The organism is Bacillus sp. EB106-02-03-XG38 (assembly GCF_058792175.1).
This window is the reverse complement of the sequence record NZ_JBYTED010000003.1, coordinates 36,703-60,308: the sequence shown is the minus strand read 5'-3', so window position 1 is coordinate 60,308 and position 23,606 is coordinate 36,703. Positions and strand designations below refer to the sequence as shown.

22 protein-coding genes and 1 pseudogene are annotated in these 23,606 nt (G+C 34.6%); 10 read left to right on the top strand and 13 right to left on the bottom strand.

What is annotated here, in order from left to right:
• A complete protein-coding gene (locus AC3WTI_RS14660; RefSeq protein ID WP_087958412.1) occupies positions 1-384 on the top strand; it encodes a hypothetical protein in 384 nt (127 codons plus the stop codon).
• A gap of 54 nt (positions 385-438) precedes the next feature.
• Here the strand turns inward: AC3WTI_RS14660 and AC3WTI_RS14655 are convergent, their stop codons facing one another.
• Together AC3WTI_RS14655 and AC3WTI_RS14650 are read right to left on the bottom strand one after the other, a co-directional pair.
• Complete coding sequence (locus tag AC3WTI_RS14655) at positions 439-1,038, bottom strand: DedA family protein (RefSeq protein ID WP_087958411.1); 600 nt, start codon at positions 1,036-1,038, stop codon at positions 439-441.
• Positions 1,038-1,616 carry a class I SAM-dependent methyltransferase gene (locus AC3WTI_RS14650; RefSeq protein WP_087958410.1) on the bottom strand — a complete coding sequence of 193 codons (579 nt, stop codon included), beginning with the start codon at positions 1,614-1,616 and terminating at the stop codon, positions 1,038-1,040. Before AC3WTI_RS14650 ends, AC3WTI_RS14655 begins: the two co-directional genes overlap by 1 nt.
• A 355-nt stretch (positions 1,617-1,971) precedes the next feature.
• Here AC3WTI_RS14650 and AC3WTI_RS14645 point away from each other — a divergent pair, with 355 nt between their 5' ends.
• Together AC3WTI_RS14645 and AC3WTI_RS14640 are read left to right on the top strand one after the other, a co-directional pair.
• Complete coding sequence (locus AC3WTI_RS14645) at positions 1,972-3,201, top strand: helix-turn-helix domain-containing protein (protein ID WP_087958409.1); 1,230 nt, start codon at positions 1,972-1,974, stop codon at positions 3,199-3,201.
• A gap of 263 nt (positions 3,202-3,464) precedes the next feature.
• Positions 3,465-3,734: a YolD-like family protein gene (locus tag AC3WTI_RS14640; protein ID WP_087958408.1), complete on the top strand. Its 270-nt coding sequence runs from the start codon at positions 3,465-3,467 to the stop codon at positions 3,732-3,734.
• 68 nt (positions 3,735-3,802) lie between these two features.
• On the opposite strand, the gene AC3WTI_RS14635 is transcribed toward AC3WTI_RS14640, so the two are convergent.
• Both AC3WTI_RS14635 and AC3WTI_RS14630 read right to left on the bottom strand, forming a co-directional pair.
• Positions 3,803-5,752 carry an ABC transporter permease gene (locus tag AC3WTI_RS14635; RefSeq protein ID WP_097841554.1) on the bottom strand — a complete coding sequence of 650 codons (1,950 nt, stop codon included), beginning with the start codon at positions 5,750-5,752 and terminating at the stop codon, positions 3,803-3,805.
• Positions 5,739-6,509: an ABC transporter ATP-binding protein gene (locus AC3WTI_RS14630; RefSeq protein WP_000859656.1), complete on the bottom strand. Its 771-nt coding sequence runs from the start codon at positions 6,507-6,509 to the stop codon at positions 5,739-5,741. The genes AC3WTI_RS14635 and AC3WTI_RS14630 overlap by 14 nt, the downstream gene beginning before the upstream one ends.
• A gap of 306 nt (positions 6,510-6,815) precedes the next feature.
• Here AC3WTI_RS14630 and AC3WTI_RS14625 point away from each other — a divergent pair, with 306 nt between their 5' ends.
• Positions 6,816-7,688, top strand: a complete 873-nt coding sequence (locus AC3WTI_RS14625; RefSeq protein WP_097841553.1) for an AraC family transcriptional regulator — start codon at positions 6,816-6,818, stop codon at positions 7,686-7,688.
• 45 nt (positions 7,689-7,733) lie between these two features.
• Here AC3WTI_RS14625 and AC3WTI_RS14620 read toward each other — a convergent pair whose 3' ends face one another.
• Both AC3WTI_RS14620 and AC3WTI_RS14615 read right to left on the bottom strand, forming a co-directional pair.
• Complete coding sequence (locus AC3WTI_RS14620; RefSeq protein WP_097841552.1) at positions 7,734-8,372, bottom strand: SdpI family protein; 639 nt, start codon at positions 8,370-8,372, stop codon at positions 7,734-7,736.
• The gene (locus AC3WTI_RS14615; RefSeq protein ID WP_087958403.1) at positions 8,369-8,641 is read right to left on the bottom strand and encodes an autorepressor SdpR family transcription factor; all 273 of its coding nucleotides are present in this window, start codon (positions 8,639-8,641) and stop codon (positions 8,369-8,371) included. Before AC3WTI_RS14615 ends, AC3WTI_RS14620 begins: the two co-directional genes overlap by 4 nt.
• Positions 8,642-8,848: 207 nt before the next feature.
• Between AC3WTI_RS14615 and AC3WTI_RS14610 the strand changes: the two genes are divergently transcribed.
• The 6 genes from AC3WTI_RS14610 (at position 8,849) to AC3WTI_RS14585 (ending at position 17,413) form a co-directional block, all read left to right on the top strand.
• Positions 8,849-9,544 (top strand): response regulator transcription factor, encoded by a 696-nt coding sequence (locus AC3WTI_RS14610; RefSeq protein WP_000276736.1) that lies wholly within the window; start codon positions 8,849-8,851, stop codon positions 9,542-9,544.
• A 2-nt stretch (positions 9,545-9,546) separates the two neighbouring features.
• A complete protein-coding gene (locus tag AC3WTI_RS14605) occupies positions 9,547-10,569 on the top strand; it encodes a sensor histidine kinase (RefSeq protein WP_000765338.1) in 1,023 nt (340 codons plus the stop codon).
• 94 nt (positions 10,570-10,663) lie between these two features.
• Positions 10,664-12,643: an ABC transporter permease gene (locus AC3WTI_RS14600; protein WP_087958401.1), complete on the top strand. Its 1,980-nt coding sequence runs from the start codon at positions 10,664-10,666 to the stop codon at positions 12,641-12,643.
• Positions 12,644-12,711: 68 nt separating this feature from the next.
• Complete coding sequence (locus AC3WTI_RS14595; protein ID WP_087958400.1) at positions 12,712-14,667, top strand: ABC transporter permease; 1,956 nt, start codon at positions 12,712-12,714, stop codon at positions 14,665-14,667.
• Positions 14,668-14,687: 20 nt separating this feature from the next.
• Positions 14,688-15,440, top strand: a complete 753-nt coding sequence (locus AC3WTI_RS14590; protein WP_000393250.1) for an ABC transporter ATP-binding protein — start codon at positions 14,688-14,690, stop codon at positions 15,438-15,440.
• Entirely contained in the window at positions 15,437-17,413 is a 1,977-nt protein-coding gene (locus tag AC3WTI_RS14585) for an FtsX-like permease family protein (protein ID WP_097841551.1), read from the top strand. The genes AC3WTI_RS14590 and AC3WTI_RS14585 overlap by 4 nt, the downstream gene beginning before the upstream one ends.
• Positions 17,414-17,467: 54 nt before the next feature.
• Here the strand turns inward: AC3WTI_RS14585 and AC3WTI_RS14580 are convergent, their stop codons facing one another.
• From AC3WTI_RS14580 to dagF, 7 genes and pseudogenes are all read right to left on the bottom strand, one after another.
• Positions 17,468-17,659: a YjcZ family sporulation protein gene (locus tag AC3WTI_RS14580; protein ID WP_001290406.1), complete on the bottom strand. Its 192-nt coding sequence runs from the start codon at positions 17,657-17,659 to the stop codon at positions 17,468-17,470.
• A 169-nt stretch (positions 17,660-17,828) separates the two neighbouring features.
• Positions 17,829-19,154 (bottom strand): gluconate permease GntP, encoded by a 1,326-nt coding sequence (gene gntP / locus AC3WTI_RS14575; protein ID WP_097841550.1) that lies wholly within the window; start codon positions 19,152-19,154, stop codon positions 17,829-17,831.
• Positions 19,155-19,305: 151 nt separating this feature from the next.
• Positions 19,306-20,435 (bottom strand): annotated as a pseudogene (locus AC3WTI_RS14570) (RNA-guided endonuclease InsQ/TnpB family protein).
• Positions 20,435-20,563: a hypothetical protein gene (locus AC3WTI_RS14565; protein WP_000672785.1), complete on the bottom strand. Its 129-nt coding sequence runs from the start codon at positions 20,561-20,563 to the stop codon at positions 20,435-20,437. The pseudogene AC3WTI_RS14570 and the gene AC3WTI_RS14565 overlap by 1 nt, the downstream one beginning before the upstream one ends.
• Before the next feature lie 552 nt (positions 20,564-21,115).
• The gene (locus AC3WTI_RS14560; RefSeq protein WP_087958396.1) at positions 21,116-21,841 is read right to left on the bottom strand and encodes a GntR family transcriptional regulator; all 726 of its coding nucleotides are present in this window, start codon (positions 21,839-21,841) and stop codon (positions 21,116-21,118) included.
• The gene (locus tag AC3WTI_RS14555) at positions 21,841-22,857 is read right to left on the bottom strand and encodes a sugar kinase (RefSeq protein WP_097841549.1); all 1,017 of its coding nucleotides are present in this window, start codon (positions 22,855-22,857) and stop codon (positions 21,841-21,843) included. Before AC3WTI_RS14555 ends, AC3WTI_RS14560 begins: the two co-directional genes overlap by 1 nt.
• Positions 22,850-23,605 (bottom strand): 2-dehydro-3-deoxy-phosphogluconate aldolase, encoded by a 756-nt coding sequence (dagF, locus tag AC3WTI_RS14550; RefSeq protein WP_087958395.1) that lies wholly within the window; start codon positions 23,603-23,605, stop codon positions 22,850-22,852. Before dagF ends, AC3WTI_RS14555 begins: the two co-directional genes overlap by 8 nt.
• Position 23,606: the final 1 nt, after the last annotated feature.

The following is a 23,606-nucleotide window of genomic DNA, read 5'->3' as shown; positions in this document are numbered from 1 at the left end:
ATGAAAAAACAGAAGAATATTACCATTTTAAACACGCTAATCATTAGCACGTTAGTATTAAATCTATTTATTTTCACATCAAGAATGAGCTTTTTACCTTGGTATATTGAAGATGGATGGGGATATTTAGGATTAGTATTTACATCCTTTATTTTCTTACTTTGCTTCTTTCAATCTTCGAAGCTTCATAAAAATGGAAAGTTAACTACACTACAAAAGTTTATTCCACTTGTCTCTGCCATACTTTCAATCTTCGTTCTTATCACTCCATCAAGTGATTATATGACTGTATTAGCTAATTTAATTAATACAACCATATTAACAATTTATATAACTATATTTCAGACAACACCTAATATAAGTAATGAGGAACTATTACATTAAAAGGGAGAGTTATTTTACAAAATAACTCTCCCTAAATGTAAAACTTCATTCTATTTACTTACTCATCACTATACTTCTTCTTTGCTTGTACAAATATGCGCCTCCCGCAACAACAAAAACAAGCCCACCAAAATATACGCCATACTCTATCGCAACTGCTACAATACTTTCAATATGTTGTCCAAATAAAGAACCGAGTACAAAGTAAACGAGTGTCCAAACAAATCCTGTCGTATAGGAATACAAAGCATACACCTTAAAAGACATGTTATTCATTCCCACTAAATACGGTACAATATGTCTTACAACTGGTATGAAGTAACTTGTGACTAACGCATAATGACCATACTTCTCTACCATTTGTTGAGATTTCAAAAGATATTTCGCTTTTTTCTTTTTCATTAACTTATCCAGTACTTTCGTACCAAATATTTTCCCTAATATATAACCTAATGATAGCCCCGATACAACACCTAAATAGGTTAATAAAAATGCTGGAATGATACTTAATATCCCTAATGACGATACGAAACCACCACTCATTACGATCATTTCGTCTGGAATTGGCATACCGATAATCCCTAGCCATAGACAGAAAAATAATGCCCAATAACCGTACTGCTCAATATAGGATAATAATTCATGTACTTCCATTAGGCATACGCTCTCCTTAGGTCTTTTTTACAGCTAAAGATGTACGCTGGCGGGAAATTGAGCCACACTTTTTCGAGCGTAATTTCGGGGAAGAAATGCTGGATAAATCCTTTTTTCACAAGTGAATATTGAAATGTAATAAATTCACCGTTCTCATGTATCGCTTCCATTACATTGTTTAAAATACGCTTTGAAACTTCTTCTGGTAAAGAGGTAAAAGGCAACCCAGATAAGACGTAATCAACGCATTCTATATTGAACTCTTCCATATACTTCTTTATATTTTCAGCTGAACCGTGTACAACAATGACGTTCGGTTCATCTTTAAACTTTCTCTTTAACTCTTTGCAAAACACTTCATTAATTTCAATAAGAAGAAATTTTGTTTCCTTCTTCTTTCTCTTCATAATTTCTTTCGTAAAAACACCTGTACCAGGCCCTAACTCTACGATGCATTTCGCTCGATGAAAATCAATTACATCTACCATTTTCTTTGCTAATATTTTTGAACTTGGCGCAATTGCACCAGTATGTTTCGGATGCTTAATAAATTCATGTAAGAATGTTATGAGTTGCATGTAACCCTCTCCCCATTCGTTCAATAGTTTTTAACTTGTTTCTAAGTATAACTATCGTTTCTTAACAAAAATTGAGGAGATTTCTTAAGATTTTATGAAGAATGAAACATTTCTTATTCCATATATAAATACCTCTTTTATATTTATTAATTTGGTATAATAGATATAAAAAGGACTTTTATGTAAGATACCATCACTACGTCTATTTTCATACAACATCTACGAAGATTAATCTGTACATCACCTTTCATGTCATTAAAAAAATTCAAACTATAAGAAATTTATATTTTATAAAAAAACAAATGTAGATTTAATTAATATGTAGTATTTCAAAACTATTTAAAAGGAGAAAATAATGAATAATTCTATCGACCTACAACACTTATGTGATCTTGTACATAGAACGTTTCATGTTCCTGTTCAATTTCTATCTACGGATAAAAAAATTGTATATGAATCTACTTCTCATACGACTGGTAGTCCGTTTTATTCTTCTAAAGAAGAACATCTTAATGAAATTTATCAAGAAAACGCTCCTTATAATTTTCCAGTTTTCAAAGGGAATAAGTATCTTGAGAATTTCATTAGCATCCATATAACAAATCATGAACATATAAAAGGAACACTTATAATCGGCCCGACTACCTATCCAAAAGTATCAGATGAAATGGCTATTAAACTTATGAAATATTTCAACTGTAATAATAAAATGCAACAAGGAGTAGACTACTATCAATTTCTACCCGAGATTAAAAAAAGTACGCTAATTGATATAAGTATTTGGTTACATTACGTCATTTTTAATGAAAAATTAGATCACGATACTGTTTGGAAAAAGAATAAATTACTAGAAGACGTTTCTTATAAAATCGTAAATCCTGATCTATACATTTCAAAACGTCGCCGGCATGACCCGCAAAATTATGATATATCATTGGAACGTAAATTTTTTTCAGCTATTAAAGAAGGAAATAAAGAAAAAGTCATACAATATGCGTATTCATATCCACAAGAAGATGCGGCAATTTCATCTAAAGGAGATCAACTTAGAAATCAAAAAAATAATGGCATTATCGCCATTACGCTAGCTATTCGATATGCGATAGACGGTAATCTTCCATCACATATCGCTTTTTCACTCGGTACTTTATATATACAAACGATTGAAAAGTTAGATAACATGTATTCCGTAAATAGGTTAATTGAAGATGCGTTATGTACTTTTGCAGAACGTGTAAAAGAATATAATAATCAAGCATATTCTAATTCCATTACTACGTGCCTCAATCATATTCACAAACATATTTACGATGAAATATCTCTGAATGAACTTGCTAATCTTTTACATATTTCCCCTACCTATTTATCAAAACTGTTTAAAAAAGAAGTAGGAATTCCTTTAATTGAATACATTCAGAGAGAACGAGTAGAAGAAGCAAAAAAATTATTAACATTAACGACCTATCCATTATCAGATATTTGTACCTGGCTTAATTTTAATGATCAAAGTTATTTCACAAGAGTCTTCAAAAAAATTACTAGTATGACTCCTAGACAATATAGGGAAAAGCATACTGTTATATAGAAATGATTTCTTAATAAGGGGTGAAATAGTTGTCATACTATCTCACCTTCATCTAAATTCCCCTTAATAAAATTTTAATCCCATTCAAAAAAGTACAAGAATGACAAATAATTACTATAAATACATTAGTGAATTTGATAATTTTTTAGTACTAAGTAAATCCGGCTCCCAATCATCCATACTTGCTTCGTTCTATAACACAGCTACTTCCATAGTGATGAACCTTCCTATATAGAAAATATACTGTTAGGAGAATAGAAAGCATGAGTAGTACAAAAATATCAAAATCGCCTGACATGAAAGAATCGCAAAAAGTATCACCATATGATGATAGAGACAGAATTGAAGATACTTTATTACGCTCTTACATTTCAGAAAAAGAAATATTGATCACTTATTATAAAGATCGTTATTTCCCTACTAGTTATATGACTGTAATTGAATTAAATCCTTTGAAACGTTCTTTACTATGCATAGATGCCTTTGACAGAAAACATACTTTTAGTTTCATCGACATAATCGATGCGCGGTAGTATTTAGAACGAAAAAAAGCCATTCACCTCATAAAAAATTAGGTAAATGGCTTTCTTATTTTCACTTATTATTTCGCACTCACAATCTTATAATAAGAACGAACTGTTATGAAGTAATATCCGATATAAATAACGCCATATACTCCGATACTAATTAGGAGCGGGATCATAATTTCGAATGGTAGTAAGTTCGCTAAACCTTTTAGTGCGAATAAGCTGTGCAAGATTCCAATTACTAACGGAATCGCAAAGATAAAGCTTACTTGTTTTGCAATAGCTTTTTTCATCTCTTGTTTCGTTACACCAACTTTACGAAGTACAACGTAACGCTCACGGTCAGCATTCGCTTCCGTTAATTGCTTGAAGTAAATGATAGAACCTGTTGCTAATAAGAATACAAGACCTAAGAACATTCCAATAAACATCATTAACCCTGTTCCTTCAAGCCCCATATGGAAACCAGTATAGAAATCTCTAAACGATGGTACCATTTCTGATTCACCAGCTGGCATCACTTTTGTTAACTTTTCTGTTAACACTTTACTGTCTTTTTCATCTTTTACATCAATATTTTTTACAACGCGTGTTCCAAATGCTTGCTTCGCTTGCTCATACATTTCATCTGAAACGACAACAACTAATTCACCTAGATTGGTAACCGCAACATCATTTGCACCTTGGATTTTTAATTGCTTCGTTTCGTTTCCAATTTGGAATACCGCTTTGTTCCCTTTATATTGTGGACTAAACTCATGCCCTTCAATATAGGAGCTATCGTATATAAATGCTTCACCAGCAGCTACATTCACTGTTTCCGCATCAATTTTTTTAGCAAGCTTGTTAAATTCTGACTGAGACATAAACTGATACTTCTCTGAAATCCTATAGTTCATATTCAGAATGAAATCAACTTTGTCTCCTTCAAACTTCCCTTTTACAGGAACTGTCTCAATTTCAAATTGATCTTTGATTGGATGATCTTGCTTCTCTTCTGCAAAAATGGCATTTACTTTCTTATCAAGCTCTGCATCTTTTTTCTCATAAGAGTAACTATAAGGTGCGACTGCTTTTGATTGCGTAAATGTGTTGTAATACATCGTAACTGACGTACCGACCGCAGTTAATGTTACCGCGCTTAAAATAGAAATTGTCGCAAGTGACTTTGCATTTCCTTTAATACGGTATAGTAACTGTGATGTTGTTACCATATTCATGCCGTTATAAAACGATGATTTATTATTTCTTGCACGCTTTAATACGAATACTGTAAAGAACATAAATAGTAAGTACGTACCTAATACTGTTGCCAGTAAAATGTAAAGTGCGACCACCATAAAGTCAGCATACTGCAGTGCCTTCACGTACATTAACGCTAAGAAATAACCTGAACCGATTAAGAAAACTGAAATTAACGCCATGACTACTGATCCTTTTGGCATTGCTTCTCCTTCGCGTTCTGCCCTGAAAAGTTCAATTAGCTTAAATCGATAAATTAAACGATATCCTTGAAGTGATGTATACAAAATAATCACAAAGAAAATAAGTGCTGTATCAACAATTGCAGCCATCGGTACTTCAAAATGAACATTTAAATTTAATCCCATCATGCTTACTAGCAGTTCAAGGAATAATTTCGAAAGGACACTACCAATCGCAATTCCGATAATTAAAGACATTAACCCCATTAACATATTTTCATAAAAGAGCATTTTACCAATCTGTCTTTTTCGAATACCTAATAAGGAATATAGTCCAACTTCTTTTTTACGCTTCCTTGTAAAGAAACCGTTTGAATATATAATGAATACCGCTACGAAAATAATTAGCATAACACTTGAAACTTGAAATGCTCCGCTAATTTTTTTAGAAGCTTCCGCAGCTTTTTCCATTTGTGAATTATACTGCAACGCCTTAAATGTAAAATAAATGACGATGCTAAAGATCATAGATGCAAAATATACAAAGTAGTCTTTAAAATTCCGCTGTATGTTGCGGAGGGCAATGCTAGATAAGGTCATCAGCCATACCTCCAGAGATAGAAGACATTACGTCAACGACTTTTTGGAAGAACTGTTTACGTGTTGATTCACCGCGGTGCAATTCTTTATATAACTCACCATCTTTAATGAAAATAACTCGTTTACAGTAACTCGCCGCAAATGCATCGTGCGTTACCATTAAAATTGTAGAGTTATCATATTCATTTAACGACTTCATGCTTTCAAGTAAATCTGTCGCTGATTTAGAATCAAGCGCTCCAGTCGGCTCGTCCCCGAAAATCATACTTGGATTCGTAACGATCGCACGTGATGCTGCGCAGCGCTGCTTCTGTCCGCCCGACACTTGATATGGGAACTGACTTAAAATATGATCAATACCGAATTTCTTTGAGATTTCAAGAACGCGGCGATCAATCTCACTCGCTTTCACCTTTGATAACGCAAGAGGTAACGCAATGTTCTCTTTCACCGTTAACGTATCTAATAAATTATAATCTTGGAAAATGAATCCTAAATGATCACGGCGGAATAACGCTAGCTTATCATCGTTCATCTTTACAATATCTTTTCCATCAATTAAAATTTCACCGTTCGTCGCATTATCAATTGTAGAAAGAACGTTTAATAAAGTCGTCTTACCCGAACCAGAAGGTCCCATAATTCCAACGAACTCACCTTCTTTTACTTGTAAGTTAATGCCTTTTAACGCCGCAAATTTATTCCCACCCGTGTCATACACTTTTTCAATATTTTTTGCTTCTAACACTGTTTTCATCTCGACATCCCTCATTTCTTCTATTCTCTATTTTCAACTATATACACTCTCTACTCTTGCCACTATCGATGTTTCTTACACAAACATGACAGTTATGTAAGACGCATAAGTAAAGATATAAAAATTTAACCTACTGAACGAAAGTACTTTGTTACTATAACATTGGGATATCATACCATCCATTCATTCTCCTTACAGGAACATTACAATTTTGTAAGGTTAAAAATGGACCCTACAAAGTTGTGCATGAAATGTCGGATGGACTTAGTTTGTTCCTGCTATTCTATTTAACAAGGAGGTCATTATATGGATTCACTTAGAAACATGAATGCGGCAATGCAGTATATTGAAAACAACTTAACAGATGAAATTGATTTTAAAGAAGTCGCAAAAATAGCTTACTGCTCTGAATATCATTTCAAAAGAATGTTTTCTTTTCTAGCTGGCATATCACTATCAGAATATATTCGCTGTAGACGTCTTACTCTTGCTGCTTTTGAACTAAAAGATAGCGATGCAAAAGTCATTGATGTCGCTATAAAATATGGATACAACTCACCGGATTCTTTTGCACGTGCCTTTCAGAACTTGCATGGCATAACACCTTCAGAGGCCCGAAATAGTAGCCGTTCTTTGAAAGCTTATTCACCAATGACCTTCCAGTTATCGATTCAAGGGGGAAACGAAATGAACTATCGAATTGAAGAAAAAGAACCATTCCAAATTATTGGTATTACAAAACGAGTACCGATTGTATTTAACGGCGTAAATGAAGAAATTGCTTCTATGTGGAAAAGTTTAAATCCAGAGTCCATTCAAACATTAAAGTCCCTTTCAAACATAGAACCGAATGGAATCATTAGTGCTTCTACTAACTTTTCTGAAGGAAGAATGGAGGAAAAAGGTGAACTTGATCACTACATTGGAGTAGCCACAACGAAAGATTGTCCAGCGCAATTCGCGCAACTTGAAGTTGCTGCTTCAACGTGGGCTATCTTTGAAGCTGTCGGTCCATTTCCTGAAACATTACAAAATGTATGGGGACGCATTTATTCCGAATGGTTTCCTTCTTCCAACTACGAACTAGCGGAGGGACCGGAAATATTGTGGAATGAACAGAAAGATACATCCTCTCCAAACTTTAAAAGTGAGGTTTGGATACCGGTTTTGAAGAAGTGATACAAAATAAAGCTGCTTTTCCATAAAAGAAAAAGCAGCTTTTATTTACATTTTTAGTTCTTTTTTATAGGCGACATATGAATATCCCATCGTTAGTCCTACTGCACCAATAATAATTCCAATTATTAAGAAACCCTTCCATACAACTGGAGCAAAAATACTTAACATCATAATAATTCCTAATGCAACAAAAACCTTTCCGCTAAAACGGTGCGTTTTTCTCCAAACTTCTTCGTTACTTAACGTCCACGGTGTTTTTATACCTACAAAGTAATTTGGTTTACATTGTGGCAAATAGTTGCCGATGACTATAAATAAAAGACCAACAAGGATATGCGGTGTACTATTCATTGGAATATCATAGCCTAATCCAGCTCCAATTCCAATGATACTCACTAAAAATAATAGGAATAATACGCTATAATTTATTACATTATACCCTTTAGAAAATTTCTCATAATTCTCATGCTTCGGATCTATCTTAGGCAATAAAGTCAATAAAGCATATATAAAAACCATAATTGCAACATCAAAAATCATCATTCCCATTTTTGACATATGTCCATCTACCTCACCAGCAAGATTCCAATGACTCGGAACCTCCTCCGGTAAATGCGGCCACGCGGCACACCATGCAAGAATCGTTAAAGCAATTAATAGTAACGGAAATATATGTTTCCTCATTTCCCCTCTTCCCCCTTATTCGTAAATGTAAACACCCAAGTTAACAAATCTTGAAATACAGTTGTGTTTAAAGAGTACATAACGAATTGGCCTTTCTTTTCATCTTGAATAAGTTCAGCATTTTTAAGTGCGTTTAAGTGGTGTGAAATACTTGGTTTTGTCATATTGAAATGTTCAGCAATCTCACCAGCGGTTAGATCATTTTCTTTTAATAAGTCCAAAATTTTTCGCCTTGTTGGGTCTGCTAATGCTTTGAATGCTTGATTCAATGTCTTTCTTCCTTTCAGTAATTAGACATTTAGATATTTATCTAAACATTAAATCTTTTCCAGTTAATTGTCAATTGAACATACGCCCTTTTTACTTTTCACGCTTTTGACCTATACTGTTTACTAGCTTATCTTTCAACATAATGAAAAGACTTGAAACACATGATACACTATAGCTACAATTGTTTTTTTAGGAGGAATATACATATGTATAAAATTTTAATCGTTGAAGACGATCCAAATATTTCATCATTACTACAATCTCACATTCAAAAATACGGCTATGAAGCTGTTGTTGCAGAGAACTTCGATGATATTATGGAATCGTTTAATGCAGTGAAACCACATCTTGTTTTACTTGATGTAAACTTACCGAAATTCGATGGATTTTACTGGTGCCGCCAAATTCGTCATGAATCTACTTGTCCAATTATTTTCATTTCAGCTCGTGCTGGTGAAATGGAACAAATTATGGCGATTGAAAGCGGTGCGGATGATTATATTACAAAACCGTTCCACTATGACGTTGTAATGGCGAAAATTAAAGGTCAATTACGCCGTATTTACGGTGATTATGCACCAAACATTTCTGAACGTATCGTTGAAGTAGAAGGTTTAAAACTATTCCCAGAACGCCCAGAAATTCATTTCGGCGCTGAGCAAGTTCTTTTAACGAAGAAAGAGGCAATTTTAGCAGAAATGTTATTATCTAAATTCCCTCGTACAGCGAGCCGTGAAGATTTACTAGCTGCACTTTGGGATGATGAAAGCTTCGTTGAGGAAAATACATTAAACGTAAACATTACGCGTCTTCGTAAAAAGTTCAATGAGCTTGGTATTGAAAATGCTATTGAAACAGTACGTGGACTTGGGTATCGTTTTAACGCAACTTGGAGTGAATAAGCATGAAGCTATTTTTACGTGATCATTTTGCATTTTTTCTACTATACGTATTAAACTTCGGTATCATTTTCGTTCTCTATGATGCAGTAGATGGATTTCAAAATAATAAATTTTACTTCGTCGTTTTAAGTTTGTATTTATTCATTTGTTTCCTCGCTTATCGTTACGTTCGCAATCGTAGAATGTACCATAGATTAAGTGAGCAACCAGAAAAAATGGAAGATGCGTTTATTGAAAGAGCAACTGCTCCGATGCCTCACGGTGTAAATGAACTCGTGCGTACGCAATATCGTCTATTCCAAAAAGAACTTCAATCGTATGAAGTAAAACAACAAGAACATCAATTATTTATTAACCACTGGGTGCATCAAATGAAGACACCTGTGTCTGTTATGCAACTTATGGTGCTAGAAATGGAAGATGAACATTTAATTCCGAAGTTTAAAAAAGAATTAGAAAGACTCAACCAAGGACTCGACATGGCTCTATATATGGCAAGATTAAATAACTTCCATGAAGATTTCCATGTTGAGACGATTTCATTGAAAGATGCGGTAACAAAAAATATTAACGGATTAAAAGAACTATTCATTCGTAATGGTGTCTTCCCTGTTTTAGAAGTTCATTCCGATTTAAAAGTTGCTTCTGATGCGAAATGGCTAAAATTCATTATTTATCAGTTAATGACAAATGCCGTTCGTTACTCTGGTGAGCGCGGAAAGAAAGTTTTCTTATCTGCTTACCGAAACGGAAAAGATATTATTTTAGAAGTTCGCGATGAAGGTGTTGGTATTCCGCAAGAAGATATTCGAAGAGTATTTGAACCATTTTACACTGGGAAAAATGGTCGCGCATTCGGAGAATCTACTGGTATGGGACTGTATATTGTAAGTAAAATTTGTGATTATTTAGGTCACTCTGTCAAACTAGACTCTGAAGTTGGTAAAGGAACGACGATTAAAATCATCTTCCACAACGCTGCAAATAATCAAGCAGAAACTGCAGAGAAGGTGACCGAAGCATGATCGTAACATATGCTAGAAAAATGTATGAGAACTCACTCTCATACATTTTTTGCAATAAAACTACATATTTACCTTCTAGCAGGAGGTACATATTATGACATTTTGGCAGTTTGCCTTTAAAAATGTAACACGTAATTCCAGAGCTTATTTTGCTTATTTCGTCAGTAGTTCCTTTTCCATTGCTGTTTTCTTTTCGTTTGCTGTTTACTTATTCCATCCGAAATTACAAAACTTTAGCATGACTGCTGAAATTTCAGGATTAATGATATTTTCAGAAGTTGTAATTGTATTTTTCTCTTTCTTCTTTTTACTATATTCCATTGGTACTTTTTTAAAAGTTAGAAAAAAACAATTCGGAGTTTTGACCGTCTTAGGAATATCGAGAAAGCAATTACATCGTCTTGTTTTTATGGAAAATATGTTAATTGGGATTCTATCTATCTTTTTTGGCATGCAGTTTGGGCTTGTCTTTTCGCAATTTTTCTTATTAGTCACAGCAAAAATTACGCACGTACCAGGCATATATTTATACTTGCCTATTAACGCGTTTATTTTAACAACTATCGTTTTCCTTAGTCTTTTTATCATTGTATCTACATTCACACCAATGCTTATCCGTACAAAAAAAACGGTACAACTTTTAAAAACAAATGGTGGAAAACAAAAAGAAAAAAAACCGTCCATACTCGTTTCTTTATTTGGTGCGATTTGTTTATTAGGTGGTTATGCTTTAGCTGGAAATCCTAAATATTTCGTATCAGTAAGTCCGCAAATAGGTGTTATATATATGCTTTCCAGTATTTTCATTATCCCAACACTTGTTACAATCGGTACATATTTCTTCTTTTCACAAATTAGTTTTTTACTTATTTACATTTTAAAAGCGAGAAGAAAGTTTTATATGAAACGGGTTAATATGCTTTGGATTTCTGATTTAGCAAGCCGTATTCGAACGAATATTAATATGCTTTTTATTGTAGCAATGCTCTCTACTATTGCTTTCACCATGATAACGTTCTTATATGGATTCGGAAAATTTATTAAGCTAGAAGTTAATAGAATTTCTCCTTTCCCAATTTCTTATTTTTCTTATGATGCGAATCCTTTTGTTACAGAGCATTTAAATTGGCTTGAGCAACAATTACAAAAAGAGCATTTTCCTTATGAGAAAATAGAAGCTGATATATATGAAACACCGCTAGAAGAAGATAAAGGTGTAGCTATTTATAATGACGTATACGCAATTAAGCAAAGTGACTATAACAAACTTGCGGGTTCTTTACGAATGAAACAAATATTTATGGATAATAACGAAGCATACGTATTAACAGGGACATCTTATGTCACTATATTCAACGAATTTGAGCAAAGCTACAAAAGAGATTACATTACACTCTCTAGTACAAATACGAAATTACGAGTAAAAGGCTATGAACATGGCAATGCAATTCCATCTGACTTTTCATATCAAACGATAGTTTTACCTGATATTCACGTAAATAACTTACCCAACACGGTAAAGCATATATCAGCATACAATTACAAAATTCAAAACTGGGAACAGACATATAAAATTGCTGATGATTTTATAGAAAAAGTGCAAAAAGATCGAAATAATTCCCAGTATGAAGGACCTCTTATTCGATTCTTTGAGTCAGCAGGATCGTTATATAAAATAACATCTGGTAGTGCTGCATTCTTCCTAATCGGGACATTTTTAGGAGTTATTTTCTTCATTGGAGCTGGTAGCGTTCTTTACTTTAGAATGTATACCGATTTAACGAACGAACAAGAGAAGTATATAACAATTTCTAAAATCGGTGTAACAGATACAGAGATGAAACGATCTGCAACCATTCAGCTTAGTATTTTATTTTTCGTTCCTTACATTATGGCATCCATTCATACAATGTTTGCTACGAAAATGCTACAAGATGTAATTGGTTTATCTTTGTTCAAAGAAGTTTCAGCCGTTCTTATTATTTTTGGAGTCGTTGAAATCGTATTTTTCTTATTCATTCGTTCACTTTATATGCAAAAATTATCACAGTACACGAGTGAACAAAGTACTTAAAACAAACTTGACGAAAAGAGTATCTTTCATACTCTTTTCATCTTCACTCTATTAGGAGGTTTAGGTGAATGACATTTTGGCAGTTTGCATTCAAAAACGTGACCCGGAACGCCAGAGCTTATTTCGCCTATTTTGTAAGCAGTGCGTTTTCCATCGCAATTTTTTTCTCATTTGCAGTTTATTTATTTCATCCTAAATTGCATATGACAGACGTGAATGTTGCTCTGAACATATTAATGACAATTTCAGAAGTTGTCATTGTATTCTTTTCGTTTTTCTTTTTACTATATTCAATCGGTACTTTCTTAAAAGTACGAAAAAAGCAATTTGGGATTTTAACAGTACTTGGCATATCTCAAAAACAATTAAAAAGACTCGTATTTCTAGAAAACATGCTAATTGGTGTTCTTTCCATCTTTTTCGGCATTCAACTTGGACTTGTCTTCTCACAGTTCTTTTTACTAGTTACCGCCAAAATTACACATGTACCTGGTCTATATTTATATTTGCCTACAGGTGCTATCATTTTAACTATAATCATCTTTCTTGGACTCTTCATTCTCGTATCATCTTTTACACCGATGCTAATCCGTACGAGAAAAGCTGTACGTCTTTTAAAAGAAGGAACAAAACAAAAAGAAAGAAAAGCATCCGTACTCATTTCTCTATTTGGTGCGATATGTTTAATATCTGGATATGTATTAGCAGCAAATCCTCTATATTTTATGTCGTTAGGCGATATCATTGGGCTTTTATATGCTGTCTCTAGTATATTTGTCATTCCGTCACTTGTTGCAGCTGGAACATATTTTTTCTTTTCACAAATTAGTTTTTTACTCATTCGTATATTAAAAACGCGAAGAACATTTTATATGAAGCGAATTAATATGCTTTGGATTTCTGATTTAGCAGCGCGCATTCGGACAAACATTAACATGCTCTTTATTGTAGCGATGCTATCAACACTCGCTTTTACTATGATTACATTCTTATACGGTTTTGGGAAATTCACAAAGTTTGATGCAATAAGACAAAACCCTTTCCCTTTTACGTATTTATCACATACTGAAAATACGTTAGCTGATGAACATTTAAATTGGTTAGAACAAAAGTTTAATGAAGAGCACTTTACTTATAAAAAACTTAAAACGGATATATATGAAGTATCTTCGGCAGAAGAGAACCCAATGCTCTATTATGCAATTAAACAAAGTGATTATAATATACTTGCTAAGGCGTTAAACTGGGAACATCTCAACGTAAAAAATAATGAATCTTATATCCTTATGAAGGACATAGACGATCAATTCATTGGCACAATTTATGATAAAGAAAGGAAAGATATTCTTACACTTACTCAAAACAGCCTACAGCTACAAGTAAAAGAATACAAAAATTATAATCCTTTCCCAAACAGCTTAATCTCAACATTACTCGTATTATCTGATGAAAACGTAGAGGCATTATCATCGGTTTCAAAACAGATGAGTGTATATAACTTTAAAGTTAATGATTGGGAAAAAGCACATAACATCGGTTCGGAATTTATAACAAAAATTATTAATGATAATGAAGCGATTAAGGCAGAGCATCCACCTTTCCATGCAAGTGAAGCGAGCGATTCTCTATACACAACAAAACAAAATGTCGCTTCGTTCTTCTTAATTGGTACTTTCTTAGGTGTTATTTTCTTTATTGGTGCTGGCAGTGTTCTTTACTTCCGGATGTATACAGATTTAACAAATGAGCAAGAAAAGTATGTAACGATTACAAAAATCGGTTTAACAGAAGCCGAAATGAAACGATCTGCTACAATTCAACTTGCGATTCTGTTCTTTGTTCCATACATTATGGCATCGATCCATACGATGTTTGCTACAAAGATGTTGCAAGAAATATTACATCTCTCGTTCTTCGCTGAGATTACAGTCGTACTGATGATTTTTGGAACAGTTGAAATTTTATTTTTCCTTTTAATTCGTTCCTTCTATATGCAAAAATTATCACAACACATTAAGTTTTAAAAGATAGAAAGGTGATTACTATGGAAGAAGTTTTACACATAAAAAACGTCTCAAAAGTATATGAAGGAAAAGTCCCTCATACCGCTTTAAAAAATATAAATTTACATGTAGATAAAGGTGAATTTGTCGCAATCATGGGGCCATCTGGTAGCGGTAAATCTACATTTTTAAACGTTATCTCTACAATTGATTCCCCTACTTCTGGTGATGTCGTGATTAACGGAAAAAAACCGCACACATTTCGTAGAGAGAAACTAGCTATTTTCCGCCGCCAAGAGTTAGGATTTGTTTTCCAAAACTTTAACCTACTAGATACACTAACAATCGGTGAAAATATCGTACTACCTTTAACATTAGATAATGTTCCATTAAAAGAAATGGACGAAAAGCTTGATAACATTTCAAAAAAGCTTGGAATTGATCACATTTTGGACAAACGTATTTTTGAAGTTTCTGGAGGACAAGCACAACGTACCGCAGTAGCACGTGCTGTTATTCATCATCCTTCACTTCTACTTGCCGATGAACCAACAGGAAACTTAGATTCAAAAGCGGCAATTGATGTAATGGAGCTATTTACGAAATTGAATAAAGAAGAAGATGCAACTATTTTAATGGTTACACACGATCCATTCGCAGCAAGTTACTGTAACCGCGTCATTTTCATTAAAGATGGCGAGCTTTACAACGAATTACACCGCGGACTATATCGCGAGAAGTTTTATCAAGAAATATTAGATGTTTTAGCATTATTAGGAGGAAGACGTGGATGACATTTTGGCAATTTGCATTTAAAAATGTCTCGCGTAATTCGAAAGCATATTTCGCTTATTTTGTAAGTAGTGCATTTTCTATTATGGTTTTCTTTTCATTTACTGTATATGCGTACCATCCGCGCTTACAAAATACACAAAGCTTTCAAGAACGTGATCCGCTAATGAACTTAGCTAGTACGGCACAGCTTGTAATCGTTATGTTCTCGTTCTTCTTTCTCTTATATTCAGTTGGAACATTTTTAAATGTACGGAAGCAGCAATTCGGGATACTCACGATTCTTGGAATCTCACAGAGACAATTAAAAAGACTGTTATTTACTGAAAACATGATCATCGGGATATTATCTATCTTTATCGGCATTCAAGGTGGTCTTGTATTTTCTAACTTTTTCTTATTAGTCACTTCGAAATTAACAAGTGCGAAAGGCCTCTATTTGTATTGGCCAACAGAAGCAATCCTCGTTACAACAGTAACGTTTATCATTTTATTTTTAATCGTTTCTACGTTTACGCCAATGTTCATTCGTACTCGTAAAACAGCGCAGCTTATTAAAGGTAACAAAAAAATGAAAGCTGAAAAAAGACCATCTATACTCATCTCTTTATTCGCTTTAATTTGTTTAGGGCTATGCTATTACATCGCCGGTTATCCACAAGGCTACGTAACAGAAAAAAATGTACAAAACGGATCTGTCTTCTTTATTATGTTATCTATTTTGCCACTCGTAGTAGTCGGGACATATTTTTTCTTTTCACAAACATTTCTTCTTTTTATCTATATTTTAAAAAGGCGCAGAAAGTTTTATTTAAAACAAATAAATATGTTATGGATTTCAGACTTAGTTGCTCGTACCCGTAGTAATATTAATGTACTCTTTATCGTTTCTATGCTATCTGCACTTGCATTTACAATTATTATCGGGCTATTCGCTGCTAATAATAATACGAAAGCATCGATACTAGAGCGATATCCTGTTCCCTTCACATATACATCAGAAGGCGATTATTCACTTGAACAAAAGCACATTAATACTATTGAAACCGAATTTGGCAATGCTCATTTTCAATATAAAAAATATAAATTTACACTTTTAAAAGACGATGCTTCAAAAGAAGAGATTGCAATTATGAAAATGAGTGATTATAACGAAATTGCCAAGCAGTTAAAGAGACCTACAATCACACTTGATGCAAAAGAAGTTTATATTATTTCTCGCTATTCACCCGAACTATTAAACCTTGTATCAAATCCATTTGCAAAACAAAATATAATCACACTTGAATCAAATAAAAAAGAATTTTATATAAAGGGCTTTATTAACAAAGGGATAGCACCACCATTTGCATTACCCAATTTAGTTGTTATGCAAGATTATGCAATTGATACTATGGTTCCTCATATTGATACAATTACAGTTTATAACTACTTCGTGGAGAATTGGGAAAATGCAATTGTTCCAACGAAAAATATATTAAAAAGTATTAGTAATGACACTGAAAAATTTTATGAGGCACATAAAGACGATGAGCATTCTCTCGTCCCTTTTAATATTTATACAGCTACTGATAACTTAATCTCTAGTAAAGAAAATGCAATAGCTCAATTCTTTATTTGGGCATTTCTCGGCTTTATTTTCTTTATCGGAGCGGCTAGCGTTTTATACTTCCGTATGTATAACGACTTAACAACTGAAAGACAAAAATATATTACGATTACAAAACTTGGCTTAACAGAATCAGAAATGTTTCGTTCTGCAACGATTCAACTAGGGATTTTATTTTTCGTCCCGTATATCGTTGCTGGTGTTCACACGTTATTTGCGGTTAAGTTTTTACAAAGCATGTTCGCTTTTTCTTTACTAAAAGAGTTATTGATTATACTCACCTTTTTCGGGATTATCGAGATTATTTTCTTCTTCTTAATCCGCTCTCTGTACATTAATAAATTATCACAGCATATAAAAATATGAATAAAATAGCCTTGTGCATATTGCACAAGGCTATTTTCAATAGTTTTTAAATAATTAGCAGCAATATCCACCATAGCCGCCAGCATAACCGCCGTAACCACCATAACCACAAGAACCGCCACCGCCGAAGCAGCTAGCACCGATGATGATTAATAAAATAAACAATACGATTAGAAGCGCAAAACCGCCGCCGCACCCATTTCTGCGGTTACAATCATCATGTCTGTGTTCACACTTTTCGCTCATTACTCTATTCCTCCTTTAGTATCATTCATAACAAGTTCACCTTGCTCTAAATGAGGGGATTCCATTTATAGTATGTTTTCAGGGCGAATAGGAAGCTTGGCTCATCTAAAAACGGGCTTGTTTTCGGAAATGGGCTTTATCAAAAAAAAGATACCAATTAAGGTATCTTCTAAATAAACATATTCAATAAAAGCGCAAAACCAAATGCAATAAATGATAACAATGTCTCGAGTACCGTCCACGTTTTAAACGTTTCCTTCACCGTTAATCCTAAATACTCTTTTACAAGCCAGAACCCTGCATCATTTACGTGAGAAAACATTAATGATCCCGCACCGGTTGCGATAACGAGCAGTTCTAAATTCACACCTGACATGTGCTGAATAACTGGTGAAACAATTCCTGCTGCTGTCGTTAATGCTACTGTCGCTGAACCTGTTGCAATTCGAATTAATCCAGCTACCATGAAAGCTAACACAATTGGTGACAACGATATATGTTCTGCCATTTGCGCAATCGCTGTCCCAACGCCGCTTTCAATTAATATTTGTTTAAACCCACCGCCTGCACCAATAATTAAAATAATGGAACCGACCGGTAATAAACTTTCATGCGTTAATTTTTTAATCACCTTTTTATTAATTCCTTGTCTTATTCCAAGTAAATAAAACGCTGCGAAACATGAAATAAGTAAAGCAATTACCGGACTCCCTACAAACACGAAAAATTCAGTCAACTTTTTCGATAATGAAATATATGGTGCAACTACTGATAAAATCATTAAAACGACTGGTAGTAATATAATAAAGAATGAAACTTTACGACTCGGTAAATCTGTTGATACAGTCGTAACTCGAACGAGCTCTGGTTCATTTTCAGGTATAACTCTTTTATGTACCCACTTTGCAAATATTGGTCCTGCGATAATGGCTGTTGGTAACGCGATAATTAATGAATATAAAAGTACCTTTCCTAAGTTCGCGTTATAAATACCGATTGCTGTCATCGCCCCTGGATGTGGTGGCACGAGCCCGTGAACAATAGATAATCCAGCAATAACAGGTAACGCAATTAATAATATATTTTGCTTCGTCGTTTTTCGAATGGAAATAACAAGTGGTAATAAAATGACGATTCCCACTTCAAAAAATACTGGAATCCCTATAACAAACCCTGCAAATAACATAGCCCAAGGTAGTTTTTTCACTCCGAAAAATCGAATAAAGAAGTCTGCTACTTGCATGCCTGCCCCTGAATCGGACATCATTTTCCCTAAAATTGTTCCGAGAGCTAAAATACCGACTAAATGCCCTAGTACACTACCAACACCAGTTTCATAGGCAGTCACTATTTTCGTTAAATTCAGTCCAGACATAATAGCTAAAAATAAACTAGCAACTGTTAAACTAATAAATGCATGCCATTTCCACCATGATACCCCTAAAATAACAATCGCGATTGCAAGTAACGTGACGATTAATAAGTATATATCCATCTCTCATTCCGATACGATAAACTTAACTAAATCTATACAATTCAATCAAATTTATACAAGTTAGTGCTTCATCGTGTTCTCGCAGCCCCAAAGGGACGAGGGGTATAACACTCCACACGAGGCAGTATCGTTACCTCCTATTATCAAGCATTTATTTTACCCATCTTGATAAATTTATCGCAGCATTTACATCCCTATCGTGATAGCTATCGCATGAAGCACAACGCCATTCACGAATCTTTAAACTCCACTGTCCTTCTGGTTGAACTGAATGGTCGTATTTAACGCCGCAACATGAGCAAATCTTGCTTGAAGCGAACCATTTATCAGCTTTTACATACTCAATGCCATGCTTCTCGCACTTGTATGATAAACATTGAAAGAAGAAGTTTAATTTTTGAAATGAAAATGCTTTCGATAGTTTTTTGTTTTTTAACAGGTTTGAGATAGATAAGTCTTCCACAACAATTCTCATTGGTTTGGTTTTCACCAATTTAGCTGTCGCTTGATGGATATGGTTATTTCGGATACTCGTAATTTTCCTAGATAACCGCAGGTGCTCAGTTTTAGCTTTTTCATATCCGGCAGACTGAATTTTTACACCTTTTTTAAATCTCCTAGACATATCTCTTTGTGCTGATTTTTTCCTTTTCAAAAGCTTTTTAACCTTGGCATCTTTGTTTATATTTCGTTCTTTCATACCATTAGAAGCTACAAACAGTTCTTTTAAACCAACATCCACACCAATCGACTCATCGGTTAGTTCTTGTAATTCAAAGTCTTCTTGGAACCCTACACTAATCCACCAGTGACGACCGTCAAATGTAACTCTTGGATTGGATGTTTTTTTGTTTCTTGGTAGTTGTTGGCTTGTTTTCACTTCTCCAATGGACTGAATATGAACCACTTTCTTTCCTATAATCAGTCTTTCATAATTGGCATAAAATCCTTGGATTACATCTTTTTTGGATTTATAAGAAGTGTGATAACCAGTTTTGTACTTTTTGAACGAATTTTTCTCGCCGTATCAAAATCTTTTGAAGCCTGTTTAGGAACTTGTGCATTAATGTCTTTTAACCACTCATATCTTTTTCGCTTCTTGATCTTTGTAAATCGTTTCTGTAAAACTAACTGTGAAACAGATTTTCCAAATAGCTTATAGTATCTATCACTCATTCTTTTACAATAGTTATAAGCAAATCTTGCAGCACCAGCATGGTTTCTAAGCACTTGTTCTTGTTCAGGCGTTGGAATCAGTCTGACTTTCTTCGCTAATATCATCAGAATGTAACTCCTTTAATGAAAGATTTGTTCTTCTGAATCGTAGCGTGTTCCACCAGCATTCTCCTTAAACTACTCGGATGCAAACCTGTTAATTCCGATACTTGACTAACTCGTGAAAATTTCATTATTATTCTCACCTCATTGAACCTAACATAGCACGTACGTTCGATGTTTTCAATGAAGTTTGATAGATTTAATAAAATTTATCTTGTTCAACTAAGGGCGCAATTCCTTAGCCAGTTCTCATATGAACTTCTCATGTTTTCACATGAGCGCAGACTATATGTTTATCTCTTTAGAGATAGAGGATTTTTCCACCACCATAGGCTTGTGGTGTACTCTCGTCAGTTATACGAGATAGTCGTTGAACGTTCATCTTATCCATTTTAACTTAGATGATTCGATGCGGAAGACCCATTGTTCTAGTGTTTAGGATTTAACCTTGCACGATCTGATTGATTTTTTCTGCTTTCGCGACATTCACGCTCGCTATTTCTAGCCACGTTGTAGTTCAATCAGCTTTAGGGATTGTCCGCAGTTAACCCTCACTACTAGCCAATCACTTGACTAGCAGGGCTTACTGATATATTTAATTAACTTTCGTTATAATTGGTTAAATAAATCGTAACAGTTAGTTACCCCTTACTTTATAAAAAAAGAGGGAAAATCCCTCTTTTTTATACGTCATAATTTACTACATAATGCTGCATTTCTGTATTGTAGTAGCCTTCGCTATATTCAATTACTTCGCCAACTTCATCGTAAGAATAGCGCATACGTTTGAGTAGTGCTGTTCCTTCTTTTTCACCTAACGCTTCTGCAACGAAATTAGGCGCAAGTCCAACAGCGAATTCATCCCTGAAGTTTTCTAAATGAATACCTCGGTCCTCAACTAAATCGTAAAGCGATTGCAAGTCAAAATCCGATAAATCTGTACTTGCCATGTGTGCTGAGAAATAGTGCGTATAATGAATGTACGGTGCATCATTTAACGTATATAAACGTTCAATGCGAAAACTCTCTTTACCGAATAATCGAAATGGCACTGTTCCTTCTTCATTATGAACGACTTCTGCTTTTAGCAATTTCTTTTGTACTTTATATCCTTCTTCCACTAACACTTCTGTAAATTTCTTACCTTTTGACAATTTTGTCGCAGAAGTATTACGGATGACTTTCGTTCCTTTACCACTTTTCTTTTCCAAATACCCTTCTTGAGCGAGCTCTTTAATCGCATTACGCACCGTAATTTTACTCACTTTGAACTCTTCTTCTAACTGCGGTTCGGAAGGAATATTCGTATGAATCGCATATACACCATGCAATATTCGATCACGAATAATATTTTTTATTTGTAAATATAATGGTCCTTTTTTTCTCGTTACGTTCACCGTTACACCCACTACCTTTCTACATCACCTACTGATGCCGTCATTGCCCGGAGTATATCCTTCTCTGATGACATTGGCGTATCACCGACGATTGTATGTGCAAGCATTCCAGCTGCTGACGCAAATGAAACAGCTTTCTCTGGTGCAAACTCTTCTATCTCGCCATGAATAATCCCGCTCGTATAAGCATCTCCAGCACCTATTCTATCATATACAGAAAACGTAAGTGTTTTTGCAAAAGTGAACGCACCATCTTTACATATAAACCCGCGAAGTGAGTGTGTATTATCGCTATTAATAGAGCGATGTGTACCAGCAATGGTAGCGATATGATATGTTTCAGCAACCTTTGGAATAAGGTCAACAAGTTGCGCCTCTCGCTCTGTCTCTTCTGTTTTCATTCCAAGAACAAACATTGCATCTTTTTCGTTCATCATCACGATATCAGCAAGGGCTAACATTTCTTCATAATGCGGTTTCGCCTGCTCATATCCGTCATCTCCCCAAAGAGATGGACGATAATTGCAATCAAAAACGACAGTGCCTCCGTTGTCTTTCACTGCTTTCGCTAAAGATTTCATATCATGGCGCACCGTATCATTCATCGCAAGTGTAATCCCGCAAAAATGAACGATATCAATTTCCTTTGCGATTTCTTCAAATTGATACATCTCTTCACATGCCGTATTGAAACTACTTTCTAATCGATTTGAATATGTAACGCGGCTTGCACGTGCCCCAAATCCATTTTCTAAAAAGTACATGCCGACATATTTACCGCTTCTTGAAATAAACGGCGCCTGAATGCCTAACTTTTGAATATGTGATATCGCAGCATCCCCAACCGAGTTCTCTGGTAAAGTTGAAATAAGAAAGCCTTCATGCCCGAGATGAGAAAGTGCTGCTGCAACGTTCACACCTGTACCAGAAAATGAGTAATTTAATGTGTTAGCTTGCGACAACAATTCATATCCTGGTACTTGCAGGCGCATCATCACTTCACCAAATGCTGCAATTTTCTTACGCATATTGATCAACTAGTTTCTTCACTACCGCTAATAATTCGCGAACATCTTCTACTTTCGTATTGCCAGTTTCTTTATCAATAATAGAAGAGTATACGTGCGGGATAACTTGCTCGACGTTTGCTTCAAGCGCAATACGTACAATTGTTTCGAAGTTTTCTTTATCAATGCCGCCTGTTGGCTCTAATGCAAATCCTTCTTCTGCACATGCTTTCGCAACTGCGCGATATTCTTCTTCATGAGCTAAACCTTTCATTGGGAAGTATTTCAATGAATTTCCGCCCATATCACGTACAAGTGCAATCGCCGTTTTAATTGGAACGATTGCTTTTTCTTCTCCAGCTGCACTAATTGGACCAGTAGAAATATTTACGTACCCTACTTTTCCTGTTGGTGATACTAAACTATTAATCCAGCTATCTCTTCCGCCAAGATTTGCGCGTGTCGCTCCAACTGAAGGGAACACTTGGTTAATATGGCTACCAGGATAATGCTTCGCAATTTCAGCTACAACTGCCGCTTGGCGATTATCTCCTGCGCCTAGTCCGATTGATACAGCGTCATCAATTTCTTTTCCGTATGCTTTCATCGCTGTAACTGCTTCTTCTACTGTTGGGTAGTCTTTTGATAACACACCTACTACTACATACCCTTCTGCTGCTTCAAAAATATCTTTCGCATTTTCGATATTGTTCGCTAATACATTTAATGCTACGCGGCCTTTATAAAAACGTTTTTGAATGTTTGTCATT

What these genes read in the sequence shown, in the direction of transcription:
- AC3WTI_RS14655 (WP_087958411.1), bottom strand. Translation starts at nt 1,038, where the DNA reads ATGGAAGTACATGAATTATTATCCTATATTGAGCAGTACGGTTATTGG.
- AC3WTI_RS14620 (WP_097841552.1), bottom strand. Translation starts at nt 8,372, where the DNA reads ATGAGGAAACATATATTTCCGTTACTATTAATTGCTTTAACGATTCTT.
- AC3WTI_RS14645 (WP_087958409.1), top strand. Translation starts at nt 1,972, where the DNA reads ATGAATAATTCTATCGACCTACAACACTTATGTGATCTTGTACATAGA.
- AC3WTI_RS14565 (WP_000672785.1), bottom strand. Translation starts at nt 20,563, where the DNA reads ATGAAATTTTCACGAGTTAGTCAAGTATCGGAATTAACAGGTTTGCAT.
- AC3WTI_RS14600 (WP_087958401.1), top strand. Translation starts at nt 10,664, where the DNA reads ATGACATTTTGGCAGTTTGCCTTTAAAAATGTAACACGTAATTCCAGA.
- AC3WTI_RS14555 (WP_097841549.1), bottom strand. Translation starts at nt 22,857, where the DNA reads ATGCGTAAGAAAATTGCAGCATTTGGTGAAGTGATGATGCGCCTGCAA.
- AC3WTI_RS14585 (WP_097841551.1), top strand. Translation starts at nt 15,437, where the DNA reads ATGACATTTTGGCAATTTGCATTTAAAAATGTCTCGCGTAATTCGAAA.
- AC3WTI_RS14605 (WP_000765338.1), top strand. Translation starts at nt 9,547, where the DNA reads ATGAAGCTATTTTTACGTGATCATTTTGCATTTTTTCTACTATACGTA.
- AC3WTI_RS14640 (WP_087958408.1), top strand. Translation starts at nt 3,465, where the DNA reads ATGAGTAGTACAAAAATATCAAAATCGCCTGACATGAAAGAATCGCAA.
- AC3WTI_RS14625 (WP_097841553.1), top strand. Translation starts at nt 6,816, where the DNA reads ATGGATTCACTTAGAAACATGAATGCGGCAATGCAGTATATTGAAAAC.
- AC3WTI_RS14650 (WP_087958410.1), bottom strand. Translation starts at nt 1,616, where the DNA reads ATGCAACTCATAACATTCTTACATGAATTTATTAAGCATCCGAAACAT.
- gntP (WP_097841550.1), bottom strand. Translation starts at nt 19,154, where the DNA reads ATGGATATATACTTATTAATCGTCACGTTACTTGCAATCGCGATTGTT.
- AC3WTI_RS14630 (WP_000859656.1), bottom strand. Translation starts at nt 6,509, where the DNA reads ATGAAAACAGTGTTAGAAGCAAAAAATATTGAAAAAGTGTATGACACG.
- AC3WTI_RS14660 (WP_087958412.1), top strand. Translation starts at nt 1, where the DNA reads ATGAAAAAACAGAAGAATATTACCATTTTAAACACGCTAATCATTAGC.
- AC3WTI_RS14610 (WP_000276736.1), top strand. Translation starts at nt 8,849, where the DNA reads ATGTATAAAATTTTAATCGTTGAAGACGATCCAAATATTTCATCATTA.
- AC3WTI_RS14590 (WP_000393250.1), top strand. Translation starts at nt 14,688, where the DNA reads ATGGAAGAAGTTTTACACATAAAAAACGTCTCAAAAGTATATGAAGGA.
- dagF (WP_087958395.1), bottom strand. Translation starts at nt 23,605, where the DNA reads ATGACAAACATTCAAAAACGTTTTTATAAAGGCCGCGTAGCATTAAAT.
- AC3WTI_RS14635 (WP_097841554.1), bottom strand. Translation starts at nt 5,752, where the DNA reads ATGACCTTATCTAGCATTGCCCTCCGCAACATACAGCGGAATTTTAAA.
- AC3WTI_RS14580 (WP_001290406.1), bottom strand. Translation starts at nt 17,659, where the DNA reads ATGAGCGAAAAGTGTGAACACAGACATGATGATTGTAACCGCAGAAAT.
- AC3WTI_RS14595 (WP_087958400.1), top strand. Translation starts at nt 12,712, where the DNA reads ATGACATTTTGGCAGTTTGCATTCAAAAACGTGACCCGGAACGCCAGA.